At 41.1% G+C, this 19,834-nt stretch carries 19 protein-coding genes; 11 read left to right on the top strand and 8 right to left on the bottom strand.

The features are described 5' to 3' along the window. Window positions 1-8: 8 nt before the first annotated feature. Both QZT80_RS15085 and QZT80_RS15080 read right to left on the bottom strand, forming a co-directional pair. A complete protein-coding gene (locus QZT80_RS15085) occupies window positions 9-2,927 on the bottom strand; it encodes an ATP-dependent DNA helicase (RefSeq protein ID WP_295123504.1) in 2,919 nt (972 codons plus the stop codon). Window positions 2,928-3,434: 507 nt separating this feature from the next. Then, window positions 3,435-4,628 (bottom strand): putative phage abortive infection protein, encoded by a 1,194-nt coding sequence (locus QZT80_RS15080; RefSeq protein WP_295123501.1) that lies wholly within the window; start codon window positions 4,626-4,628, stop codon window positions 3,435-3,437. A gap of 160 nt (window positions 4,629-4,788) precedes the next feature. Between QZT80_RS15080 and QZT80_RS15075 the strand changes: the two genes are divergently transcribed. From QZT80_RS15075 to QZT80_RS15040, 8 genes are all read left to right on the top strand, one after another. Next, window positions 4,789-5,439, top strand: a complete 651-nt coding sequence (locus QZT80_RS15075; protein WP_295123498.1) for a hypothetical protein — start codon at window positions 4,789-4,791, stop codon at window positions 5,437-5,439. Between the two features lie 25 nt (window positions 5,440-5,464). After that, the gene (locus tag QZT80_RS15070; protein WP_295123495.1) at window positions 5,465-6,526 is read left to right on the top strand and encodes an XRE family transcriptional regulator; all 1,062 of its coding nucleotides are present in this window, start codon (window positions 5,465-5,467) and stop codon (window positions 6,524-6,526) included. Between the two features lie 252 nt (window positions 6,527-6,778). Beyond that, on the top strand, window positions 6,779-7,009 hold the full coding sequence (locus tag QZT80_RS15065) for a hypothetical protein (protein ID WP_295123492.1): 231 nt from the start codon (window positions 6,779-6,781) through the stop codon (window positions 7,007-7,009). Window positions 7,010-7,078: 69 nt separating this feature from the next. Beyond that, window positions 7,079-8,017: a hypothetical protein gene (locus QZT80_RS15060; protein WP_295123489.1), complete on the top strand. Its 939-nt coding sequence runs from the start codon at window positions 7,079-7,081 to the stop codon at window positions 8,015-8,017. A gap of 178 nt (window positions 8,018-8,195) precedes the next feature. Further along, window positions 8,196-9,245 carry a DUF4238 domain-containing protein gene (locus tag QZT80_RS15055; RefSeq protein WP_295123486.1) on the top strand — a complete coding sequence of 350 codons (1,050 nt, stop codon included), beginning with the start codon at window positions 8,196-8,198 and terminating at the stop codon, window positions 9,243-9,245. Window positions 9,246-9,577: 332 nt separating this feature from the next. Continuing rightward, window positions 9,578-9,871: a hypothetical protein gene (locus tag QZT80_RS15050; RefSeq protein ID WP_295123483.1), complete on the top strand. Its 294-nt coding sequence runs from the start codon at window positions 9,578-9,580 to the stop codon at window positions 9,869-9,871. A 380-nt stretch (window positions 9,872-10,251) separates the two neighbouring features. After that, complete coding sequence (locus QZT80_RS15045; RefSeq protein ID WP_295123480.1) at window positions 10,252-11,067, top strand: HNH endonuclease; 816 nt, start codon at window positions 10,252-10,254, stop codon at window positions 11,065-11,067. A gap of 492 nt (window positions 11,068-11,559) precedes the next feature. After that, window positions 11,560-12,597 (top strand): hypothetical protein, encoded by a 1,038-nt coding sequence (locus tag QZT80_RS15040; RefSeq protein WP_295123477.1) that lies wholly within the window; start codon window positions 11,560-11,562, stop codon window positions 12,595-12,597. Window positions 12,598-12,921: 324 nt separating this feature from the next. Here QZT80_RS15040 and QZT80_RS15035 read toward each other — a convergent pair whose 3' ends face one another. The 6 genes from QZT80_RS15035 to QZT80_RS15015 all read right to left on the bottom strand — a co-directional run bounded on the left by QZT80_RS15035 (window position 12,922) and on the right by QZT80_RS15015 (window position 17,391). Continuing rightward, the gene (locus QZT80_RS15035) at window positions 12,922-13,821 is read right to left on the bottom strand and encodes an NAD(P)-dependent alcohol dehydrogenase (protein ID WP_295123474.1); all 900 of its coding nucleotides are present in this window, start codon (window positions 13,819-13,821) and stop codon (window positions 12,922-12,924) included. Continuing rightward, the gene (locus QZT80_RS15030) at window positions 13,802-14,881 is read right to left on the bottom strand and encodes an alkene reductase (protein ID WP_295123472.1); all 1,080 of its coding nucleotides are present in this window, start codon (window positions 14,879-14,881) and stop codon (window positions 13,802-13,804) included. The genes QZT80_RS15035 and QZT80_RS15030 overlap by 20 nt, the downstream gene beginning before the upstream one ends. Window positions 14,882-14,960: 79 nt before the next feature. Beyond that, a complete protein-coding gene (locus QZT80_RS15025) occupies window positions 14,961-15,941 on the bottom strand; it encodes a helix-turn-helix transcriptional regulator (RefSeq protein WP_295123469.1) in 981 nt (326 codons plus the stop codon). Window positions 15,942-16,102: 161 nt separating this feature from the next. Then, the gene (locus QZT80_RS26745) at window positions 16,103-16,165 is read right to left on the bottom strand and encodes a two-component regulator propeller domain-containing protein (RefSeq protein ID WP_367112874.1); all 63 of its coding nucleotides are present in this window, start codon (window positions 16,163-16,165) and stop codon (window positions 16,103-16,105) included. Window positions 16,166-16,290: 125 nt separating this feature from the next. Next, window positions 16,291-16,821, bottom strand: coding sequence for a hypothetical protein (locus tag QZT80_RS15020; protein ID WP_295123466.1), 531 nt, complete (start codon window positions 16,819-16,821; stop codon window positions 16,291-16,293). Window positions 16,822-17,103: 282 nt separating this feature from the next. Beyond that, the gene (locus tag QZT80_RS15015) at window positions 17,104-17,391 is read right to left on the bottom strand and encodes a hypothetical protein (RefSeq protein ID WP_295123464.1); all 288 of its coding nucleotides are present in this window, start codon (window positions 17,389-17,391) and stop codon (window positions 17,104-17,106) included. Between the two features lie 226 nt (window positions 17,392-17,617). Here QZT80_RS15015 and QZT80_RS15010 point away from each other — a divergent pair, with 226 nt between their 5' ends. The 3 genes from QZT80_RS15010 to QZT80_RS15000 all read left to right on the top strand — a co-directional run. Then, window positions 17,618-18,478: an NEW3 domain-containing protein gene (locus tag QZT80_RS15010; RefSeq protein ID WP_295123461.1), complete on the top strand. Its 861-nt coding sequence runs from the start codon at window positions 17,618-17,620 to the stop codon at window positions 18,476-18,478. A gap of 10 nt (window positions 18,479-18,488) precedes the next feature. Further along, on the top strand, window positions 18,489-19,505 hold the full coding sequence (locus QZT80_RS15005) for an ABC transporter ATP-binding protein (RefSeq protein WP_295123458.1): 1,017 nt from the start codon (window positions 18,489-18,491) through the stop codon (window positions 19,503-19,505). Next, window positions 19,450-19,834, top strand: a 385-nt coding sequence (locus QZT80_RS15000) for an ABC transporter permease subunit (RefSeq protein WP_295123455.1), incomplete at its 3' end; no start/stop codon positions are given. The genes QZT80_RS15005 and QZT80_RS15000, both read left to right, overlap by 56 nt.

Genomic DNA, 19,834 nt, shown 5'->3' with positions numbered 1-19,834 from the left:
ATTTAATTTTACTGGTATTGTTTAGGATTACAATGATATCTCATATCGCAGTCTCCACATTGCTTCTCTGATTTTCTAACGTTAGCCATGTCAAAATCTTTCCTTTCAATTTTATTAACGACTCCGTCAAAATTAGCTATTGTTTGATTAATTCTCGATGATTCATAAGAAAAAGTGATGTAAGGGCTTCCTTCATCCTCTTTCGGGTAATATAAATGCATTTTCGAAACCCTATACCCAGTTCTTTCTTCGACTAAGTAGGCGTAAACTTCTAATTGTCGCTGGTACTGGTTTAGCCGCTGCTTGTCTTTAGGGTCATTAGTGTTCACATCAGGTTTGTTCCCCGATTTAAAATCAATTAGCTCTACCGTATTGTTGTCCCCTTTAATAAGATCTATAGTGCCTTTGATTATGTAGCTGTCCTTTACTAGTGACACGTCTACCTCGGCTTCCTTAATCCTATCCCATTGATGTTGATTCCTATCTCTATATCTAAGAACCTGATGCAAGAGTGCAGCTAACTGCCCTTGTTGTAGATATGATCGCTGTTGTTTTGATAGTAAAATATAGTTGTTATTATACCAGTCCGTTATATTTTCATCTGTCAGAGTGTCTTCTTGATTACGCAAAACTGCCTTATGAATGTCTTCGATTGTTTGGTGAAGTAAGCTACCTCCCAGTACGCCGCCAGTTCTTACTTCCACAAATTCAAGTTCTTTATAAAATTTATATTGAAGTGGGCAATTTTCAAACAGAAGGATATGAGAGGTAAAAGAATACTCATGTCTAATATTTGCAGATTTAACAGTTTCTAATGATAATTTCGAGCCATCAAATTGCTTAGTATTCCATGATGACAAAGACGAGTATATCTTTTCGAAATATTTGGATGGATTTTTACCTTGGCCATTCTTCTCTTTCGCTGTGAGGACTAGCAAGTTTTGTGGTCTGGAGAATGCTGTATAAAAAAGACGATAAAAATCGAAATCCTTTGTGCGTTCTAGCGGTTCAAACGGGGCCTTCTTGTAAAATTCATTTTGCAATATTTCATCTGTCTTATCGTATTGTTTCCTCGGGCTGAGATTCAGAGATCCCACTATTGCTATCGGAAATTCTAATCCTTTTGATTGATGAATAGTCATGAATGATACGCAATCAGAAGGAGCAAATTCATCAAAGTCTTCATACTCTTCTATTCCTCCTTCTATAATAAAGCGAAGGAATTGGTTAAATAAATTTTGAAGGCTTTTTTGAAGATTTTCGGGTCCCAGTGTATTTAAGTTATACAAATACTCGAATTTGTACAACAATTTTGATAGCATAGCAATATTGTAAGCGGCTCTGAGGCTTGTCTTATCATTACTCAAACCAGTCTGAAGACTATCAGCGAACATGGGAAATTCGAGCAGTTGATATAGCAGACCAGAAAAGCCATAGTTGGTGCTCTTGGAAAGAGTTAAATGTTCTTTGGCCTTTTTTTGGCAGTACTTCAAAAGCGGCTCGTGCTTTTTTAAATCTTTTCTAATCTCATTTGCAAATCGGTTTTTGTAAGAGAGGTAAGTGTCCCAAATGGAGAGATTCGCTTCTTCATTCCACTTGAGGTCTTCAAAGAGGTTTGGAAAGATAAAAATGATTGCCCCAAGCAGCAGTTGTATTTCAGTACGTTCAAAAAAAAGCGCAGACCTCGGAGAGAAAACTGGTATACCTCTTTCTTCCAGATATTGAGCAAGGGCAATTACGTTGTCATTTTTTACTGATTTAAATAAAAAAGCAATTTGGTTATAGTTAGATAGGCCACCAGACTTTTTCAAAGCGTCGATAAACTTATAAACATTATTAAAATAATCCTCCCAGTCACCTTCGCTTCCCAGTTTAACAACGGCAGGCATTTCTGAAAATAGTCCCTCACGGGGTTTAATAACTTTATCAAATCTAAATGATTTTGATCCTTCTCTCCAATCACATTCAGCAATCCAGTTATTATATAAATTTATTATGTCAGGATGTGAGCGATAATTTATGTCTAAAATAACTTTTTCACAAATTTGCGACTTGAAATTTGACGGGAATTCTAGTATATTTCTAATTGTGGCACCTCTGAAACGATAAAGTCCTTGATCGTCATCACCAACGACGCAAAGGTTATTATTTACATTCGATAGAAGGAGGATAATTTTTTCCTGAATGGTGTTTGTATCTTGGTATTCATCTACCATGAAATATTGAAGGGAATGGTGAAGTTTCTTTAAAACTGTCGGCTGATTTTCAAGCAGGAAAAGTGTCTCTGACTGGAGAGTGCTAAAATCGCAAGCATTCTCATCAGATAGTTGTTGCAGATATATCTCGTAGAATTTACCAAGAACTTGTATACCTTGATCTCTTGCATTTTTTAATGCTTCAATTTCTAAACATTCATCACTTATCTTATTGATATAATTAATTATCTTTTGAGCTTTATCCCAGCGGTTCGCCTTATGACCACCCAAAAGAATTTCAGCACTATCAACTTTGAGATAAGAGTTAATATTTCTAAAAATGAAATATTTTTGATCGAAGCTGTCTAATAATCTAAAATTCCTTCGTAACCGTGTAAACTCCCTGTTTTCTTCTAAAATTCTTAGAAATATCGAATGAAGAGTGCCAATGTACATTTCATTCAGATTTACTTTCAGGTCAATTTCTAAAAGGCGATTAGATACCCGCGTAATTAGCTCTTTGGCTGCTTTTTCAGTGAAAGTGGCAATAAAGATTTTTTCGGGTATAATTCCATTCAAAATCAGATAAATTATTCGTTCTACTAAGGTGAACGTCTTGCCAGATCCGGGACCGGCAATAATAAGTTGTGGCCCTTCTGTATTTGTAATTGCGCGGAGTTGCGCTTTGTTTGCTTTACTTAGCCTGATATATTCATTTAGGGAAATCGTCATTTTCTAAATCTTAGTTTTCACGTGTTGCTTACTAATTCAACCCGCGGTTGAGGTGGCTACTATAATCTATCAAACAAAACAATCCGCCTAATTTGGTGCAAATAAATGTACCGTCTAATCTTAATTACAGCAAGGTTCCGTTTGAAATTCCCAATAATTCGCACACTTGATTTTAGACATCGTTTTGTGACGGGCTTATCAGGAAGTGTTTTGCGCCACATCTTTTTATCTCAACCAGCTATTAATTTTTGAGATTTCCAAGTCTTCAATTGTAACCATTTGAAGGCGATTTGCTTTATTTATAATAACTAATTTAATATAAATATTTTTTATTATAGTATAGTTTCCAAAATATTGAGTGAACCATACTTGTTTTACTTTGCTATATATTTTTTATAATCAATATATGATAGCAAGTATTTCTTTGTGTCATAGTTAAAGAACAAGTTCTTTGATTACCGACTGAATGGGCATAGAGTAAGCAAAGCCTCTGTTTACATCTTAAATCTATTCGTCAATTTCAAATAATTCGTCTTTTTCATTTTCCTTATATCTAGCTCTGAGAAAGTCAACTTTTCGCGATATAAAGTCATTTTCAAATAGAAATGTGTGCGGCAGGTTATGGATTATTTTGTACTTCGTGAAATATTTATGAGTATCGTCCTCCCACGCGTCGCCAAAGCCACTAATCCAGTTGTAAAAAAGCATGATCTGCTCAAAATTTGATAGTTGCGCTCGTACGACTTTTAAATAGCGCATTTTCTCATCGTGTGTTGAGACTACTTTACTGTCAACTACGAAAGTCACCAATAGATAAAGGTGCCTAAAATAGTGGCCCAACAACCATGAATGCCCTTTAAAACTCTCAATAGAAAAGTTCAGATCGTTCGCACGAATTGCGTTAAAATCATCACTTCCCTTATATTGATATTTTTGGATATTCTGGATATCCTCTATCGCATGTTCGGTCAACTTGTAATTATTAGCAGCATGAAATCCCCAAAAGAAAATTTTATAACATTCATTGAATGTCTCACTAGACAGCGAATAATAGCGTGAGCGAAAATTTGGATTTTCCAAATCTTGAAGTCTATTATTTCTATTGATAGACGCCAGTTCTAACAAAGTTTCAAACTCCCTTTGCATTTCCTGAAACACTTTACGCTTAGTGATAGAAAGAGGAATCCAACTATCTTCTATCAATTGTTTTCCATTCAATTCCATCTCATTTACATTCTCTTTGTGTAATTTAAGCATCTCATAAAACTGAGCTTCAAATTGTTGGTAGTTCAGTTGCTTTTGGAACTGCTCGTTACTAGCTTTTTGACCTTCCGCAAATAATACTCTTTGCAACTCATTAGCTTTATATTGCATGTAAAAAGCCAAACCTGTAACAATCACCCCCGCCAACGCAATAAATGGATTCATGATTCCACCAATGGTGTCGCCTATTTCACCCTTCCCCTTAAAACTCAGTTCAGGGGTGAGAGCGTTCATCGTTAACGTTACTGGTGCCAAGAACGAGAAGATGATGAGTATTAAGGCTATAAGAATTAGAAAAATTGAGAACCATCCGAGTTTAGCGACCTCTCCATTCTGATCTTTAATGTATTTTTTAACATAAACTCTTGTAAATTTTGCCAGATACCCTAATGATAGGGCGAGTAAGGTTCCGCAAACTAAAAAGATTAGAATTGTCATAAGAGAATTAATTAGGTATAAAACGATAAACAGTTCGTCGGCGATTTAATTAGTATCTGTCAAATTGAGTGTTGGTAACTGACCTTTAGGTTTCGCTCACAAACTTAGGAATAAAAAAAAGACATTTGGAAGAATATTTTTTGGAATAAAAAAAGTACTTTTGGAAAACCTTGCCCAACAAACCCTTAAAAATAGTTATATGGCCTTTTTAAGTCAACAGGAGGTTGAACAAATAGTTAGGAAGTACTTCCCTGTAATAGCGGAAGTTATAAATAGTTCTTTTCGAGAATATTTGGACGTTCGCACGGAGCGTTCGCGATACGGTGTAGTTGATCTTAAACCAAGAACTTGTGGCTCCTTGATTAATGATTTTATTAAATTGCGTTTGGCGAAGGCATTTGCCGGTAACAGTGAAGTTGTTGTCGGAGAGTTTAAGGGAATAGTGGGGATTTTAATACGCGGTGAGGTCTTTATCAGGTTCAAGAAGTTGGACGACGAGTTGAAGGGATCAAACGCGCAGACTTTACAAACAGAAAAATATTATAAGCAAATTGACTTTGCAGGTTTCGGTGTAGAGCCGACCTTGCTCGTTGCTGGTTTCTTGCCGGATTCTTCCTGGACGCAGTTAATTAAGATTGTTCTTGTCTGCCGCGAAGGCGACACTGTTGTGTGGTTCAAAGATTTAACTACGGAAGTAAAACAATCAGCTATATTTGAGGTGGCGAAAATCAATAACGTACCTGCTGCAGAGAGTGTACCGCGTGTACGAGCGAAGAAACAGGACGGGAAGACTGGTACGGACAACAAGTAGCCTGTTCATATTTAAATAATAAATTATGTCAGCCATTAACTCAGACATGATTAAGTTAGCGAGGGAATCTCGGGGGCTTAGTCAAAGTGACCTATGCAATTTATTGGGTGTGGCTCAAGGAACTGTTTCGAAAATTGAAAACGGCCTAATGCAGCCATCATCCGAAATTGTAGAAAACCTTAGCATTAAATTAGATTATCCTGTTAATTTCTTTTTACAGGCGGACAAAGTTTATTCCACCAGCTACATCTATTATCGAAGGAAAATAAGTATGGCCAGGAAAAACTTATCCACTTCCGAAGCAAAAATGAATGTGTTGAGGTTGGGTTTGCAGAAGTTGCTGGATGGTATCGATCTGCCAGAAACCAATTTATTTAGCTGGAATGTTGAAGATCACGGTACTCCCGAAGATGCCGCAAGGTTACTTCGTGACAGGTGGAAGGTGCCACGAGGTAAAATTGAAAATCTTACGAAGCTTATAGAGGACAACGGTATTATAATAGTCCCGTTTGATTTTGGAGCCGAAAAGATCGACGGTATAAGTATGTACACTGAAAAAAATCAGCCGGTCATCTACATCAACAGGAAGTTACCCACTGATCGCTTTAGACTAACTATAGCGCACGAGCTTGGTCATCTGGTTATGCACTTTAAAAATCCGATTTCCGAACGTCGTGATGTTGAAAGGGAAGCTTTTGCTTTTGGTAGCGAGTTTCTGGTTCCAGCTGAGGAATTTACGGCACAGGTGTCTTATCTTGATTTCAAAATGCTTACGAACCTAAAGCTTTACTGGAGAGTATCGATGGCCTCTTTGGTGATGAAAGCTAAGCTGCTGGCTATTATAACCGATAACCAAGCAAAATATCTCTGGGCGCAACTTTCGGCAATGGGGTTTCGTTTACAGGAGCCACCTGAGTTAAGCCCACCCAGGGAGGATGTGGGTATAATTAAGGAAATCCTTCAGGTTTACAAATCGGATTATAACTATACCGATGAAGATTTATGTAAGATAGTGCAGTTAAATTCATCGGATTTTTATAACTATTATATTAGTCAAGAGGGGTGTCGCCTTCGGGTTGTTAAGTAAGTTTTTGAAAGGATCAGATTATTCTGATCCTTTTTTGTACTTACTCGATATTCCCGGGGTTGAAACTGGTCGGAAAAATCGTTTTGTGGAACAGTGCTGAGGCTGAAAAGAAATTTTTGGCCTCCGCTCTGTGCCTCACTTTCATCGTTCCTATAGGCTCATTGTACGCAGCCAATATTTTTGCCTGAATTAATCTGAAAAGGATTATATTATATAATTATTCAAAAAATCACTTTTAATCACCACTTTATTATGACTTACCAAGAAAAACACGACGAATTATTGATGAATGCTGATAAAGCCTGGAAGCAACTGTTGGAAACAGATAGAAATATGGTGTCTACCACTAGATTTGGAGACATGGATTCAGTATCAAAGTACAATCAGGCTTACACGCGTTGGCAAGAGGCGGCAAACGAGTACAATAAATTTATTTCTTTCATTAATGGAAAGGCCATCAATCCGAATGACGAAGCGCATTGAGTATTCCTATGTTTTGCGATTAGTAGGCCAAAATAAAATTATCCTTATTCAGTTATTGAAATTTTAATAATGGATCTAATACTTGATACCAATATCTACAGAAATTTAGTCAGAAATCTTGCAGACGATGAAGTGATTCATTTGTCCCGTAAAATAAAACAAAAATGTAAACAAGATAATATCAGGTTGCTGTTTCCTATTAATTCGGCGATGGAGTTAATTAGTCACTTCGATGATGCATCTGATGTCGATAGAATAGAATGCAAGAGTGCTCTGAGACTACTTGTTGACCTATCTACGACCTATTCATCAACACATATTCATGTTGATTTCATACCACCGCTTAATGCAATTCTAGAACGGTTTTTTATTGGAGTCGGAGACAAAAATGCTAGAATGTATGCTAAAGTGATCAATTTGGCTCAAATGCTAGTAGGTAATATTGAAGACCTGGGACAAGCTGAGATGACAAGGCATGTGCAAACTGTTAGAGGCCAGATTGAATTTGAAAAAAGGGAAATCAGAGACAACTATGAGGGATATTTAAAGTCAATAAACAATGGAGATGCTGATTGGAAATACTATAAGGATAAAAAGGAACTTCGTAGCGATTATTTTAAGAGTTTACGAATTGGAAGATTATCGTTTCTAGTGGCGCAGGGATTTATTGATAGAGCACATAGTATTGCTGGGAAGTCACCAGTTAAGAATGAGGAATATTACAATACAGTAATAGAATTCATGAAGAAATTTTGCCCTGCATTAATTATGAATGAGCGCTTATTGGAAAATGTGGGGAATAGTGTTGAGGCCATAAAAGATGTTGCTGATCGGCGATGGAATACTGTGATAGATATATCCATAATATTCGGCGCTTTGTATAATCCAACAAATTTAGATAAGCGACTAGTGACAGAGGAAAAAAATATTCATGCTGCCTTCAACGAATGCGGTTTCCAAGATAAGATATTAGATCTGGCGCAATTTAAAGTGTTGATGGGCTTATAAGAAGCAGTTCCTCCATCTAACTCGACTACCGGTAAGTTGAAAATGTCTAAGTTCGAGCGGGTAAAAATGCTGCTAGTCGAGGAATAGGTTAGATTCAAAAATACGCAAAACAGGGCGGAAGCTCCCTTTGCACATTTTACTATTTCGCCGCCTATCTTCACCAAGCAAGAATAAGTATATGAGTTTTGAAAGTACTAAAGATACCAAATCTGAAGCAAAACGACACCATTATGTGCCTAAATGCTACCTCAAAAACTTCTGTTCTGGAGACAAATTATACTATCTAAATTTAGAAAACATACAGCGAAAGGGATTTCGTTCCTTCGCAAAAAAATGCCATCCTAGAACCATATGTACAGAAGACTATTATTACAAAATTCCGTCGGAAGATGTGCAAATGACTTCATTTTCATTGAACCAGTGGGATAGCCTATTTGTAGAGAATGAGGTTCTGCAATCAACTGAAAGAGAATATGGCAGATTATTTACGCTAATAACCTCTGGGCAAGAAATTTCCATTGATGATGCCAATCTTTTCTGTGACTTCTTGGTACAGCTGAAGATGAGAAATCCTTATCACGCTAAGACATACACAATTGAAACTTTGGAGAATGTAATGGAAATATTACTAACCGAGCTTGATCATCCTGGAGCACCCTTTGCAAATATGGATAAAGAAATTAAGAAGGCTGTGGCCAAACAGATGTTAGATGAAAACAGAGAGGATCCCGATTTGAAAAAAAAATTACAATTGCAGAGCCTAATCCACTCTTACGAAAACATTAATAGAAGGATTAAGTTTAGAAATGCACTATGCAAGTTGCGATGGCATGTATTGCGTGCACCTGAGAATGGAACACGCTACATCACATCGGACAATCCGGGTTTTGTTTTTCTGAACGACCAAACTTTCTACAACCTAAAGCTCACAGGTGAAGGATTTCTATTTTTACCACTGTCCAGTACTTATTGCTTAGCTATAGATTTGACAGAACAGGAAATCGTTGATGTTGCTAAAGTGACTTCAAAACGGATATTGCATTCGAGCAACTCATCAAAAGCTGTGGAGTACGTGAACGCAAGATCTTGTCAATTAATTAATAATGTGGTTATATCTTCCGACCAAGCCTTATTAAATAAGTTATCTGAGAAGTTACAGAAGTATGTTAAGCGAGACGGCGATAATTGGTTGAATAGTTTTTTTACGGTAAATCAAACCGGCAATTAGACCTCTAAATGTGTAGTAATTCTGTGGATTCTGCTGGGGCATTGCGAGATATCAGTAGATTAGTCAATCGCTGCCATTTCATGCAGATTATAAAATTATGAAATGCAAGATCCAAACACTTTACTTCCACAACTCTTAAGACTTCCCGTTTATGCAGGAAGTCCTTTTTTGTTTATATCAGAGATATTAAATGGCTTATAGGTACGGATGGCAAAGAAATTTGGTATAGGATTCGTAACTAATCGGCTAACAAAACCCTGGTCGAACATTTTTTTGGGGGGGGGGATAAAAATTTCTTTGTAATATTTTGCAGATAAGTAAAACAAAATCCGATGAAAAAAAGCCGAAACATCTTTGAAATGTATGTGGATAACGGGTGTCGTTTAGGTTTTTACGTGCATCGTGAGTCCTGGAGATCCGACAGGTACGCAAAAGTGATTGGCATCGACGGGGTCAAAGATGGCGAGCCCATAGAGGGGACACCACCTTACTATAACCGAATATATCCCGCAGATCACCCTAACGCTGGTAAGACCTGGGGGCGCACCATATATCTGCAGGCCCCGTGGTTTGATACCGGACATTATCAAACGGAAAGCGGTGGAACTGGTGGCTGGACCAAGTAAATCCAGCAGACATCTAAAAATTGCCACGGCGGTAATGCGGTTGCCATTTTTTGTTGAATGGACCTGGCCATGATTGGGGCTGGGAAACAAGTCAATGCCGCCAAAACCTTAATCAATCGCTAACTTATAAGAGATACGCATCCTTGAATAATGGCCGGGATATTTTTCGAAGCCGCTTTACCGCTTTGCTGATAAGCAGTATTTACTTTAGCGGCCATGTTATTCCGCGGCTAGCACGCATACGCAGCGGCTGGCGACATCACTGATAGCGACTTTGAGCGTGTTGCTTGCCCATCCGGACTTTGACGGACGCAAAGGCGAATTTTTTTGCAACGAGAACGCATCATAGATGGCCGGATAACATTTAATTTAAAAAGAAAATGAGATGCATTTTTTGTAAGGAAGATAGTTCAAAGTCCAAATCGATTGAGCATATAGTGCCTGAAAGCCTTGGGAACAAACAGCATACGTTACCAAAAGGAGTAGTTTGTGATGCATGCAATAACTATTTGGCCATCAAGATTGAAAAGCGAGTACTGGAACTCGCATATTTTCAGTCGTTGAGAGGACGACATCATATCGAGAATAAAAAAGGGAAAATTCCCGGGCTTCCCGGATTTTTTAGAAACATGAATGATAAAGTGAGTATTTTTCCGGATGACAGTAGTGTTCTCGAGGTCGTTATCGAAAATAAAGAATTATTCGATTCTATTAGTAGTTACAAAGAATTATATATCCCAATAATACCTGAGCCACCTAAAGACAACCTCAATTTATCTAAATTAATTGGAAAAATAGCGCTTGAAGCATTAGCATTAAGATTGTCTAACCTAGAAGGCTGGCAAGATGAATTTGTAAAAAACGAAGGACTTAATCAGCTTCGTAATTTCGTCAGATACGGACAGGGAGAATTCAAAATATGGCCTTATAATACACGGAGGATTTATGACGAGGTTAAAATAAAATTTGATGCAGAAAAAAAGATTCATTACCAGTTAATGAACGAATTTGACTTCTTGATACCTGATGAGCCGACTTTGGTCGGAGAGCAGCGCATAGTAACTAATTTATACTTTGTTATTGCGATAATGGGCATTGAGTATACTATTAACATGACCAACGCCGGCCTAGACAGATATTTAAGCTGGATACTCGATAATAAAAATCAATCAATCCTTTATAAAGAAGGGAAATAGATCGAAAATAATTGCTCCTTATATGTTTAAGAATATGAGATGCTTCTGGCAACAGAATCACGATCAGTTTGTGAGTAGGTCACTGATTATCTGTACAAACTGGTTCGAAAACATTCCGCTACTGGGCACCAACGAAGTAAAACCCGCTCTAAGAGCGGGTTTTGTTATTTCAGCGTGTTTATTCTAATTTTTGCACCCATTCATTAGTTTCCTGGAACTTAGATTCAAATGAAGACGCCGTAGGCCATGCTGCTGTATTAAGCAAATGGAGAGAAAATTGGAAGAGTGCGAAGACCAGGCTTATCCCCAAAGGCTCAATGCAGTTATCGCCCACATGTTATATAGTGTTCGTTTTAAACCCTGCGGAGCATTTAATTCCTGGCATGCTGTACAACTACGCTTTCGAGATTGATTTTAAAGGTAATGAAATTTTACGCTTTCGTCCGTATAGTGGCTTTATCTTCCCTTTGCAAAACTTATAATACATATAAAATGGAGCACCAATATAGAATACAAAAATTGTTTTCTCTTCTCTATTCGTCTTATAAATTTGAACGCAGGCACATTGTAGTGTTTAGTATCCTTGAAATAATTTTTCTTTTGGCTGTAGGCGGATTTTTTGGCGGTATATTCGGCGAAAATGCGCGTTGGATGGTATTGCTTTTTGCAGTTACACTTTTAATTGGAGGCTATTTTGCGTATGTCCGGCTCACCCGGGAGGCTTCATTCACTATATCAGGGCTGGGAGAGCTTGAAGCGCTCACCAGAGTTAGCATTTTAACAAGAGAGTTAAAACGAAAAAAGATACTGGATACGTATATTGACGAGGCTGTGATTTCGCTTAACTCTAACACCTGTACGATACAAGGGGCCGACGATACCGCACTGTGCGATAAAAATATTGAAGACGGGATGGCATCCGTATACAAGCCTTTTATACAGAATCCGCAGTATCTCCTTGAAACTCCGAACGCACGGTTCACTGTAGGGATACATTTGGATGAATTCTTAAAGCTCCCTACTTCCTTTCCTCCCAATTACTTGAATGCCTCGGAAGTAAACGGAGCCAAAACATTCATTGCCCGCGATGATTTTAATTTACGCCAGTGGTTTCCAGATAACATAATGGAGGACGACGACATGATTGACTTGCAGTTTAGGTTTCAAACGCAATTTAAAGACACATTTAAGCATAGCAAGGTAATTTCAAACCCATTCATATTCTCTGATACTAATTTAACATTAATTACCTGTCCGATTCCATTAGTCTGCGAAATTCCAGAAGATACAGAATTTTATATGCGGAATAACGGGGTTTTGTTTATTGTTTGCGAGGAAATTGCGCTTCCCGATGATTTTTCAAACGTGGCCATCATTTTTAATAGGTTGTTTTCCAACTGGCTTTCGAAATATGACGATTGTGTGGGCAAGCGATTGGAAAGGCATAATTTAAAGTACCCGCTTCCAGAAATCAAATCAGTGCCATCGGCTGAAGAAATCAAAATTGACGTTGGAAGTACCAGTAATTAATATAGCATTTATAAAGCGCCATATACGTTATTTTATGAGCCTAAAACTATTTAAATCATTGATTATCTGTACAAACTGGTTCGAAAACATTCCGGTGCTGGGCACCAACAAAGCAAAACCCGCTCTAAGAGCGGGTTTTGCCGTTTTATACATCCTGATCAACGAGTTGACAAGCTGATTTCAGCAGTCTTTGGTTGGATACAATGATTCAATTTTATCGACAGCCACGACGTAGACCTGTGTACCCGCAGGAAACCGGCAGCCGGCAACATCGGAAACTGATTCACGAAACCAGACCCGGTTCCCGTATGGATTGTGACGATTTCATAGCAGTATCACTGCTTTGCCAACTACACCTCCCTTTTTGACCTCTTCGAAAGCTTGCCGGAAATTTTCAAAACTATATCGGCCGCCTATGATGGTCTCCAGGTTCAGCTTCACCAGCTTTTCGAGATACTCCGTTGAGGGTTTAAGAAACAGTAATTTATACCGGCCGCCTGAAAATAACGAGGCTATCATTTCTATCAGACCTGGAGAGGTATTTATATAAATCCCTTTTCTCTTCAGCAGCGGTTTGGCATGGCGATAGTCCATCTTACCAGAAAGGTCGATCACGGCGTCGAATATCTGCCCACCATTTAGTATACGCTCATCCCGATAATTGATGACTTTATCGCTGCCTAACCGGGCAGCTACTTCCATGGCAGCTGGCCCCACCACCGCCGTAACAACGGCACCTGCCTTTTTCGCAAGTTGAATAGCAAACAAACCGATGCCGCCGCCAGCTCCGTTTATCAAAATCTGCATACCGGGTTTTATAGTAAGCAATTTATCAAAGATTTGTAATGCCGCTAAACCTACAACCGGCATGGCAGCTGCTTCGGCGAAGGTAATGGCCGCCGGCTTATGAACTATGTCAACGTCTTTCACTGCCAGGTACTCTGCAAGCGAGCTGCCTTTAAAAATTGATGAGATACCTAACACTTCGTCCCCTGGCTTAAACCTCCCATTGCCTTGCACAACAATACCTGAAAAATCGATACCAACCGATTTAGGGAATGTTCGCCCGCTCATCATCTTCATTTCTCCCTGCCATAACTTCCAATCGAGGGGATTGATGGACACGGCTTTTACCTGTACAATAATATCGCCTGTTGGCATGGGAGCATCAACTAACTGCAGTACTTCTATACCACCGAAGCGGTTAAACGTGACTTTCTTCATAAAGAGGGTAGTCCGTATAGCCCAACGAACCAGGGGTATAGAGGGTGGTGTAATCGGTTTCGTTTAATGCTGCGCCGGTCGCAATGCGCAGGTCGAGATCAGGGTTGGCAAGAAACGCCCTCCCAAATGCCACCAGATCTGCAAAGCCTGCATTTAAGGCTGTTTCGCCGGTTTCAGGTGTAAGGCCATTACATAAGATGATCGTGCCTGTAAAACCTCCGCGAATAGCGTCGTATGTTCGTTGCGGGATAATCGCGGAAACACCGATGTGCAGGTAAGCGATGCCCATGTTGTCCATTTCCCTGGCCAGCAAAGCGTAGGTGTCATGCACTTCCTGTTCGGAATAAGGAGCCAAATCGCCTAATGTCGAAAACGGCGACAAACGTATGCCCACTCTATGCGCCCCAATCGCTGCGGCCATCTCTTTTACAATCCGGATAGCCAGCCTTGCTCTGTTATATACGGTTCCCCCGTAGTCGTCCGTCCGATTATTCACTTGGGGGTTCAGGAATTGTTCTATCAGGTAGCCGTTGGCACCATGTAATTCAACACCGTCGAAGCCCGCCGCTATCGCATTGCGGGCAGCGTTAACATGTTCGGCCACTACATTTTCGATTCCTTCTGCTGTTAGCGCCGCCGGCTCAGGATAAGGCTGTTTACCCAGGGTGTCTGTCCAGATCTCTCCCTCGGCTTTGATATTAGAAGGCCCCACCAGTCGGCCCTCTTCCGGAAGGTTGGCCGGATGACCGATACGTCCGGTATGCATGAGCTGCACGAATATTTTACTTCCCTGGGCGTGTACGGCGTCTGTAACGGTTTTCCAGGCTGCTGTTTGTTGCGGCGAGAAAAGGCCCGGGATCCTGGCATAACCCAGTGCATCGGCCGAAGGAGCGGTTCCCTCTGTGATGATCAGGCCAGCACCGCTTCTTTGCAAATAGTACGCGGTCATCAGGTCGTTGGGCATGTTATTGATTGCACGGCTTCTGGTCATAGGGGCCATAACCAGATGATTCTTGAGTTGTACAGCGCCTTTTGCGTAAGGCATTAATAGCTTTTTCATGTTGTTATCATTTATATGACAACACGAAGTTGCTTCAATAAAAAGCGGCAAAATAGCCATTTACGACTGGAAAATAGTCCTATCCGCCGGTAGCGTATTTTTTGGGCTTGGCGCCATGGTATTTTTCGAAAAGACGTCCAAAATGACTGAGGTTAGCGAATCCAAGCTGGTAGCCGGTTTCGGACACAGACAGTCCGCCATGTTTGAGTAGAAAGGCCGCTTCTTCCATCCGGGCATGCTGGTAGTAATTGTATATAGTGTCGCCAAACACTTGCCTGAATAAGTCTTTCATTTTTGTTTCGCCAAGGCTAACCATCTTTGCCAGGTCTGGTAAACTGGGTGGAGTTGACAGGTCGGACAGGATGGCTGTTCTAATCAAAAAAAGCCTTTCCACATCATCTTTATGGATGGTGCTGTGGTGCTGCATGTCTCGCTGCTGTAATTTTTCGAATACGAGATAAAGCATTTCCTGCACCTTAAGCCGGTAATAAAAATCAGCCAACGTATTGCTTTCCCGCGCATCCGTTATCTGCTTCACCAGTTTGTGTACTTCAACGCTCATGGTTTCGTAAAACAGAAATCCGGGATCTGCATTAAGTATAGTTTGAACAACCCTGCTGGGTTTATCAATGGCCAGCAAATTCCCCAGGGCATTTTTCATAATGCCAACAACAAGAAAACGGATGTCTGTATTGGCGGGAAAACGGATTTGTGAATTTAGGTCTGTTGATGCTATCTGAATGGCAAATGCGCTGTTCCGGGAAAGCGGGTCGGCTATTTCACCCGTCTTAACGCTGGCTGGTGCCTCGTTACTATGAAAGATGACACTTACCAGGTCGTTCGGCTCGTCATTGCCGACCCGGTTGAGGATGAAATCCTGGTTCAACCTGTAACTATGCACGATCATTTTCAAACCGTCCGACAATAATATCCGTCTGATACTGCCGGTTCCCATGACCGGCGGAATGACCAAACGGTCGCCTTCTACCGGGACATTGAATTTTTTAGCAAAACTCGTCAGGAAATCAAAATGAGGGTTTGGTACGAATTCGAAAAACATTCATAAATATAAAGAAACGTACAAATAATTCATGGGTAGTATCAATGAAGGTTACCTGGTGATATTGCTCTATCTTCATAAATACGCAATGCTGTATTACTGCAAGCCCATCCTTTGTTGTAAAATGCTGAAAGGAGCTCCCATTGTAATAAATAAGCACCCTAATCTTTGGTAGCGAACCAAAGATTGCCTTTTCGATCTTCCAGGACATCCCCCCGCTTTATGTTGAAATTCCCTTACTGATATTATCTTGTGGTACGTTTGTCTGGTTTTTTGTCCGCAGGAGGCGTGAAAAACAAGCATCAGCAACAACTATACAAGTGAATGTATTTCATAATTTATTTAATCCTTAGCAACCACCTTTGCGGGGAGTATGCTTATAAATTATTTTACCGTCCCGTTCCACATATTCGCCCGATACTATTGGATATGCATACTTGGGCGCGTGCGATACGCTATGGCTTTTTATAATTATTTTGTCGTTAACCTTCAGGCTGCGTAGCTGCTGAGGGTCATTATCAAACCTAAGAATATAATCGTCACCGTTAATGCTGGCCATCACTCCGAAACCTAATAATGAGCCTGGCGGAAGAGAAAGAGAGGTTACAACAGCTTCCATACCGGTATAATCCCTAATATTCTTCCTTATTTTAGCAGCACCGGCATACACTTTTTTTCCTTCGGGAGACGCTTCCCATTTTTTGTACTTTATACCCTCGGGAGTTGCCTCCCATATTTTCCTTGCTTCCCTCTTCTCAGCATCAGTAAGCGGTTTTGGAGATACCTTTTTAGAGGGTTCTTTCTTAATTTCGCTATTGGCAAATACAAGTCCGCTTACCACAACCAGGGATAAGATCAGTGCATAAATCACTTTTTTCATAATTTGTGTTTGTTAATTAGATAATATATAGATGCCGTGATTAAGTCAAACTTTCATAGACATTTATATCTATCAAAGTTGATCCAGCGAAATTACCTTATAGCGTTCATAATGAGGATTTTGGATTGTAAATAAAAGTGTAAACTTTGTAAATAATATCTTGACATCAACGCAAATGCCGACTGGCGATGAAGTATTGTCAGTTTTGCGAAAAACTGGCATTTATTCCATGCTTCCCGGCGTCAAAATTGCACGCAGCCGCCCTACCGGCATCATTACACCCTACGATTTCAGGTTAGCCAGCTGAAAAACTTCCTTGCTGATAAGCCGGCAATTGTACGCTACTTCGTCGAGCGTACAACTGATCAACTGCAGGTTAAAGGGCAGTCCGTCCACCGTTTCCATCAGCTCCATAAACAGATAGTTTGCGTCGCCGATAACTGAGTTGCCTTTGAGTTGCCCGAAAAGATTAACTGCTGCTGCGCGTTTGTCGCCAATGTGAAACCGGCCATAACTTTCCAGCCCCTCTGCTGTTTTTATACTCAGCTGAATGTAAAAACGAGTTTTCATTGTGCTGTTTTATAAGTGCCCCTCAAGTAAAATGCCAGCCTGCTTAACCGGAAAAAATGACGCACTTTTACCTGTCCGGCGAATGATGTTATCATTATATGAATCAGGTTTTTAAAAAAAATCCCTCTGTGATTTGGAATTTTTTTTTGAGCTATTTAAATTAGCACTGCCTTTTTGCGAGGCGCTTTATTCTATTGATAAATACTTAAAATCTATTTGTTGATTTATGTTAGCGCAACATTGCCACCGCCGGCAAAAGCAAGGCCGGCATCAGTATTTTACCCTGCCATTTCTGGCCACCCTGTTCCTCTTTCTTTTTCATGCTGCCTATGGCGAACGAGTGCGCAGCACACCATCCACATTTACGGCAAGATTCATTAACCTGGAAGCAACATCCAAAGAAACCTTCCGGTTTAGTGCCACCCTGCACAACGGTGCGCCCCGGCCTGTTATTTACAATCTGGCTGCCGGAGCTCCTGCAGGATGGAACCTGGCATTCCGCGTGGATGGGATGCAGGTAACTTCGTTCAGGGCCGACTCTGGCCGCACACAGGAGGTAGCTATCGAGCTTACACCTGCGCCTGAAACCAAACCGGGCAAGTATGTAGTACCAGTAAAAGCCACCAGCGATGCAGGATCGCTGGAACTCACCCTCGAAGCAGTGGTTAAAGGCGCTTATGGGCTGGAATTAACCACGCCCACCGGGCTGCTCAGCGACGAGATTACTGAAGGATCACAGAAAAAAATACACCTGACGGTGCGTAACACTGGCTCGCTGCCACTGGACGCTATAGAACTTTCTGCACAATCGCCCGCTAAATGGGACGCCACTTTTGAACCCTCAAAAGTGGACCGGCTGGAACCTGGAAAAACGCTGGATATTGTGGCGAATGTTAAAGTGCCCGACAAAACAATTGCGGGCGATTACGTTACCACTTTTACGGCCCGCAACAGTAATGTAAACAGCAGCGCGGTATTCCGTATGACGGTCACTACTTCGTGGCTGGCAGGCTGGATAGGCGTGCTGGTTATCCTCGCTGCTATCGGTGTTATTTACACACTCATTAAAAAATACGGTAGAAGATAAGTCACCATTTATGCAAAATGCAATCATTGAACTGGAGGGACTTTCAAAAAGTTACGGTTCACTGAAGGCCGTCGACAATCTAAACCTCAGCATAACCCGGGGGGAAGTTTACGGCCTGCTTGGACCCAATGGAGCAGGTAAAACAACCACGATCCTGATGATGCTGGGACTGACCGAGCCAACCTCCGGAACGGCCACTGTGTGCGGGATCAACGCGACTACCCGTCCCATAGAAGTCAAACGCAGAGTGGGATACATGCCAGACAGTGTGGGTTTTTATGAAAGCATGTCCGCGCTGGATAACCTTGTGTATATTGCCCGCCTTAGCGGCATACCCGAAACGCAGGTAAAAGGGCGCGCCATGGAAATGATGGAACTCGTAGGCCTGCAGGATGCCATGCACAAAAAGACGGCAGCCTATTCACGCGGCATGAAGCAAAGGCTCGGCCTGGCAGACGTACTGATACGTCAGCCGGAAGTCATCATCCTGGATGAACCTACGCTGGGCATCGATCCCACCGGTGTAAAAGATTTCCTGGCATTGATCCGGGAACTGAGCCGTCAACAAGGGATTACCGTGCTGCTATCGTCTCACCACCTGCACCAGGTACAACAGGTATGCGACCGGGTAGGTATTTTCGTTGGCGGAAAACTACTCGCCAACGGAGATGTAGCCTCGCTGGGGCGTAGCCTCTCACCCGGCGGCAATATCATCGTAACTATTCAACTCGCGGCACCGCTTCCTCCCGCATGGAACGGCATGAGTTCCTTCAGCGCTATCGAAGGTGTTGCCAACGTTACCCTGCTGGAGCAGGGCCTGGAGGTAGCATGTACACACAACGTCACACCGGCGCTTGTAAGGTGCTGCGTGCAGGAGAACCTGGAGGTAATGAGTGTGCAACAAGAGGCGCACGGACTTGAAGATATCTACCACCGTTATTTTGAAAACAGTATAAATTCTGATAAAAAACATGGAAAATCCACTGGTTTATTTCAACGGACTTTTTCCAGGAAAACAAAGGCGTAAGGGGCTAACCACAAATGCACAGCGCGATGTACAGGCATCTCCCCTTGCCATCATGGTACGCAAAGAGATTGCAGACCATATCCGGTCATGGCGCTTCCTGGTGATGGCCATACTAATCCTGCTTACCTTCGCCGGGGCTATGTATATTTCCATCACTAACCTGAAGGCCGCAGTTGCCAGCGAGAATGACCCGGACCGGTTGTTCCTGTATCTGAAGCTGCTTACCATTTCCGATGGCTCACTGCCAACGTTCCATATTTTCATCAGTTTCCTGGGTGCCCTCCTGGGTATTAGCCTGGGGTTTGATGCGATCAACTCAGAAAAAAATG

The organism is uncultured Chitinophaga sp. (assembly GCF_902168175.1).
GTDB lineage: Bacteria > Bacteroidota > Bacteroidia > Chitinophagales > Chitinophagaceae > Chitinophaga.
Note: the sequence above shows the minus strand (reverse complement) of the source record. Positions and strands in the feature narration are given on the sequence as shown.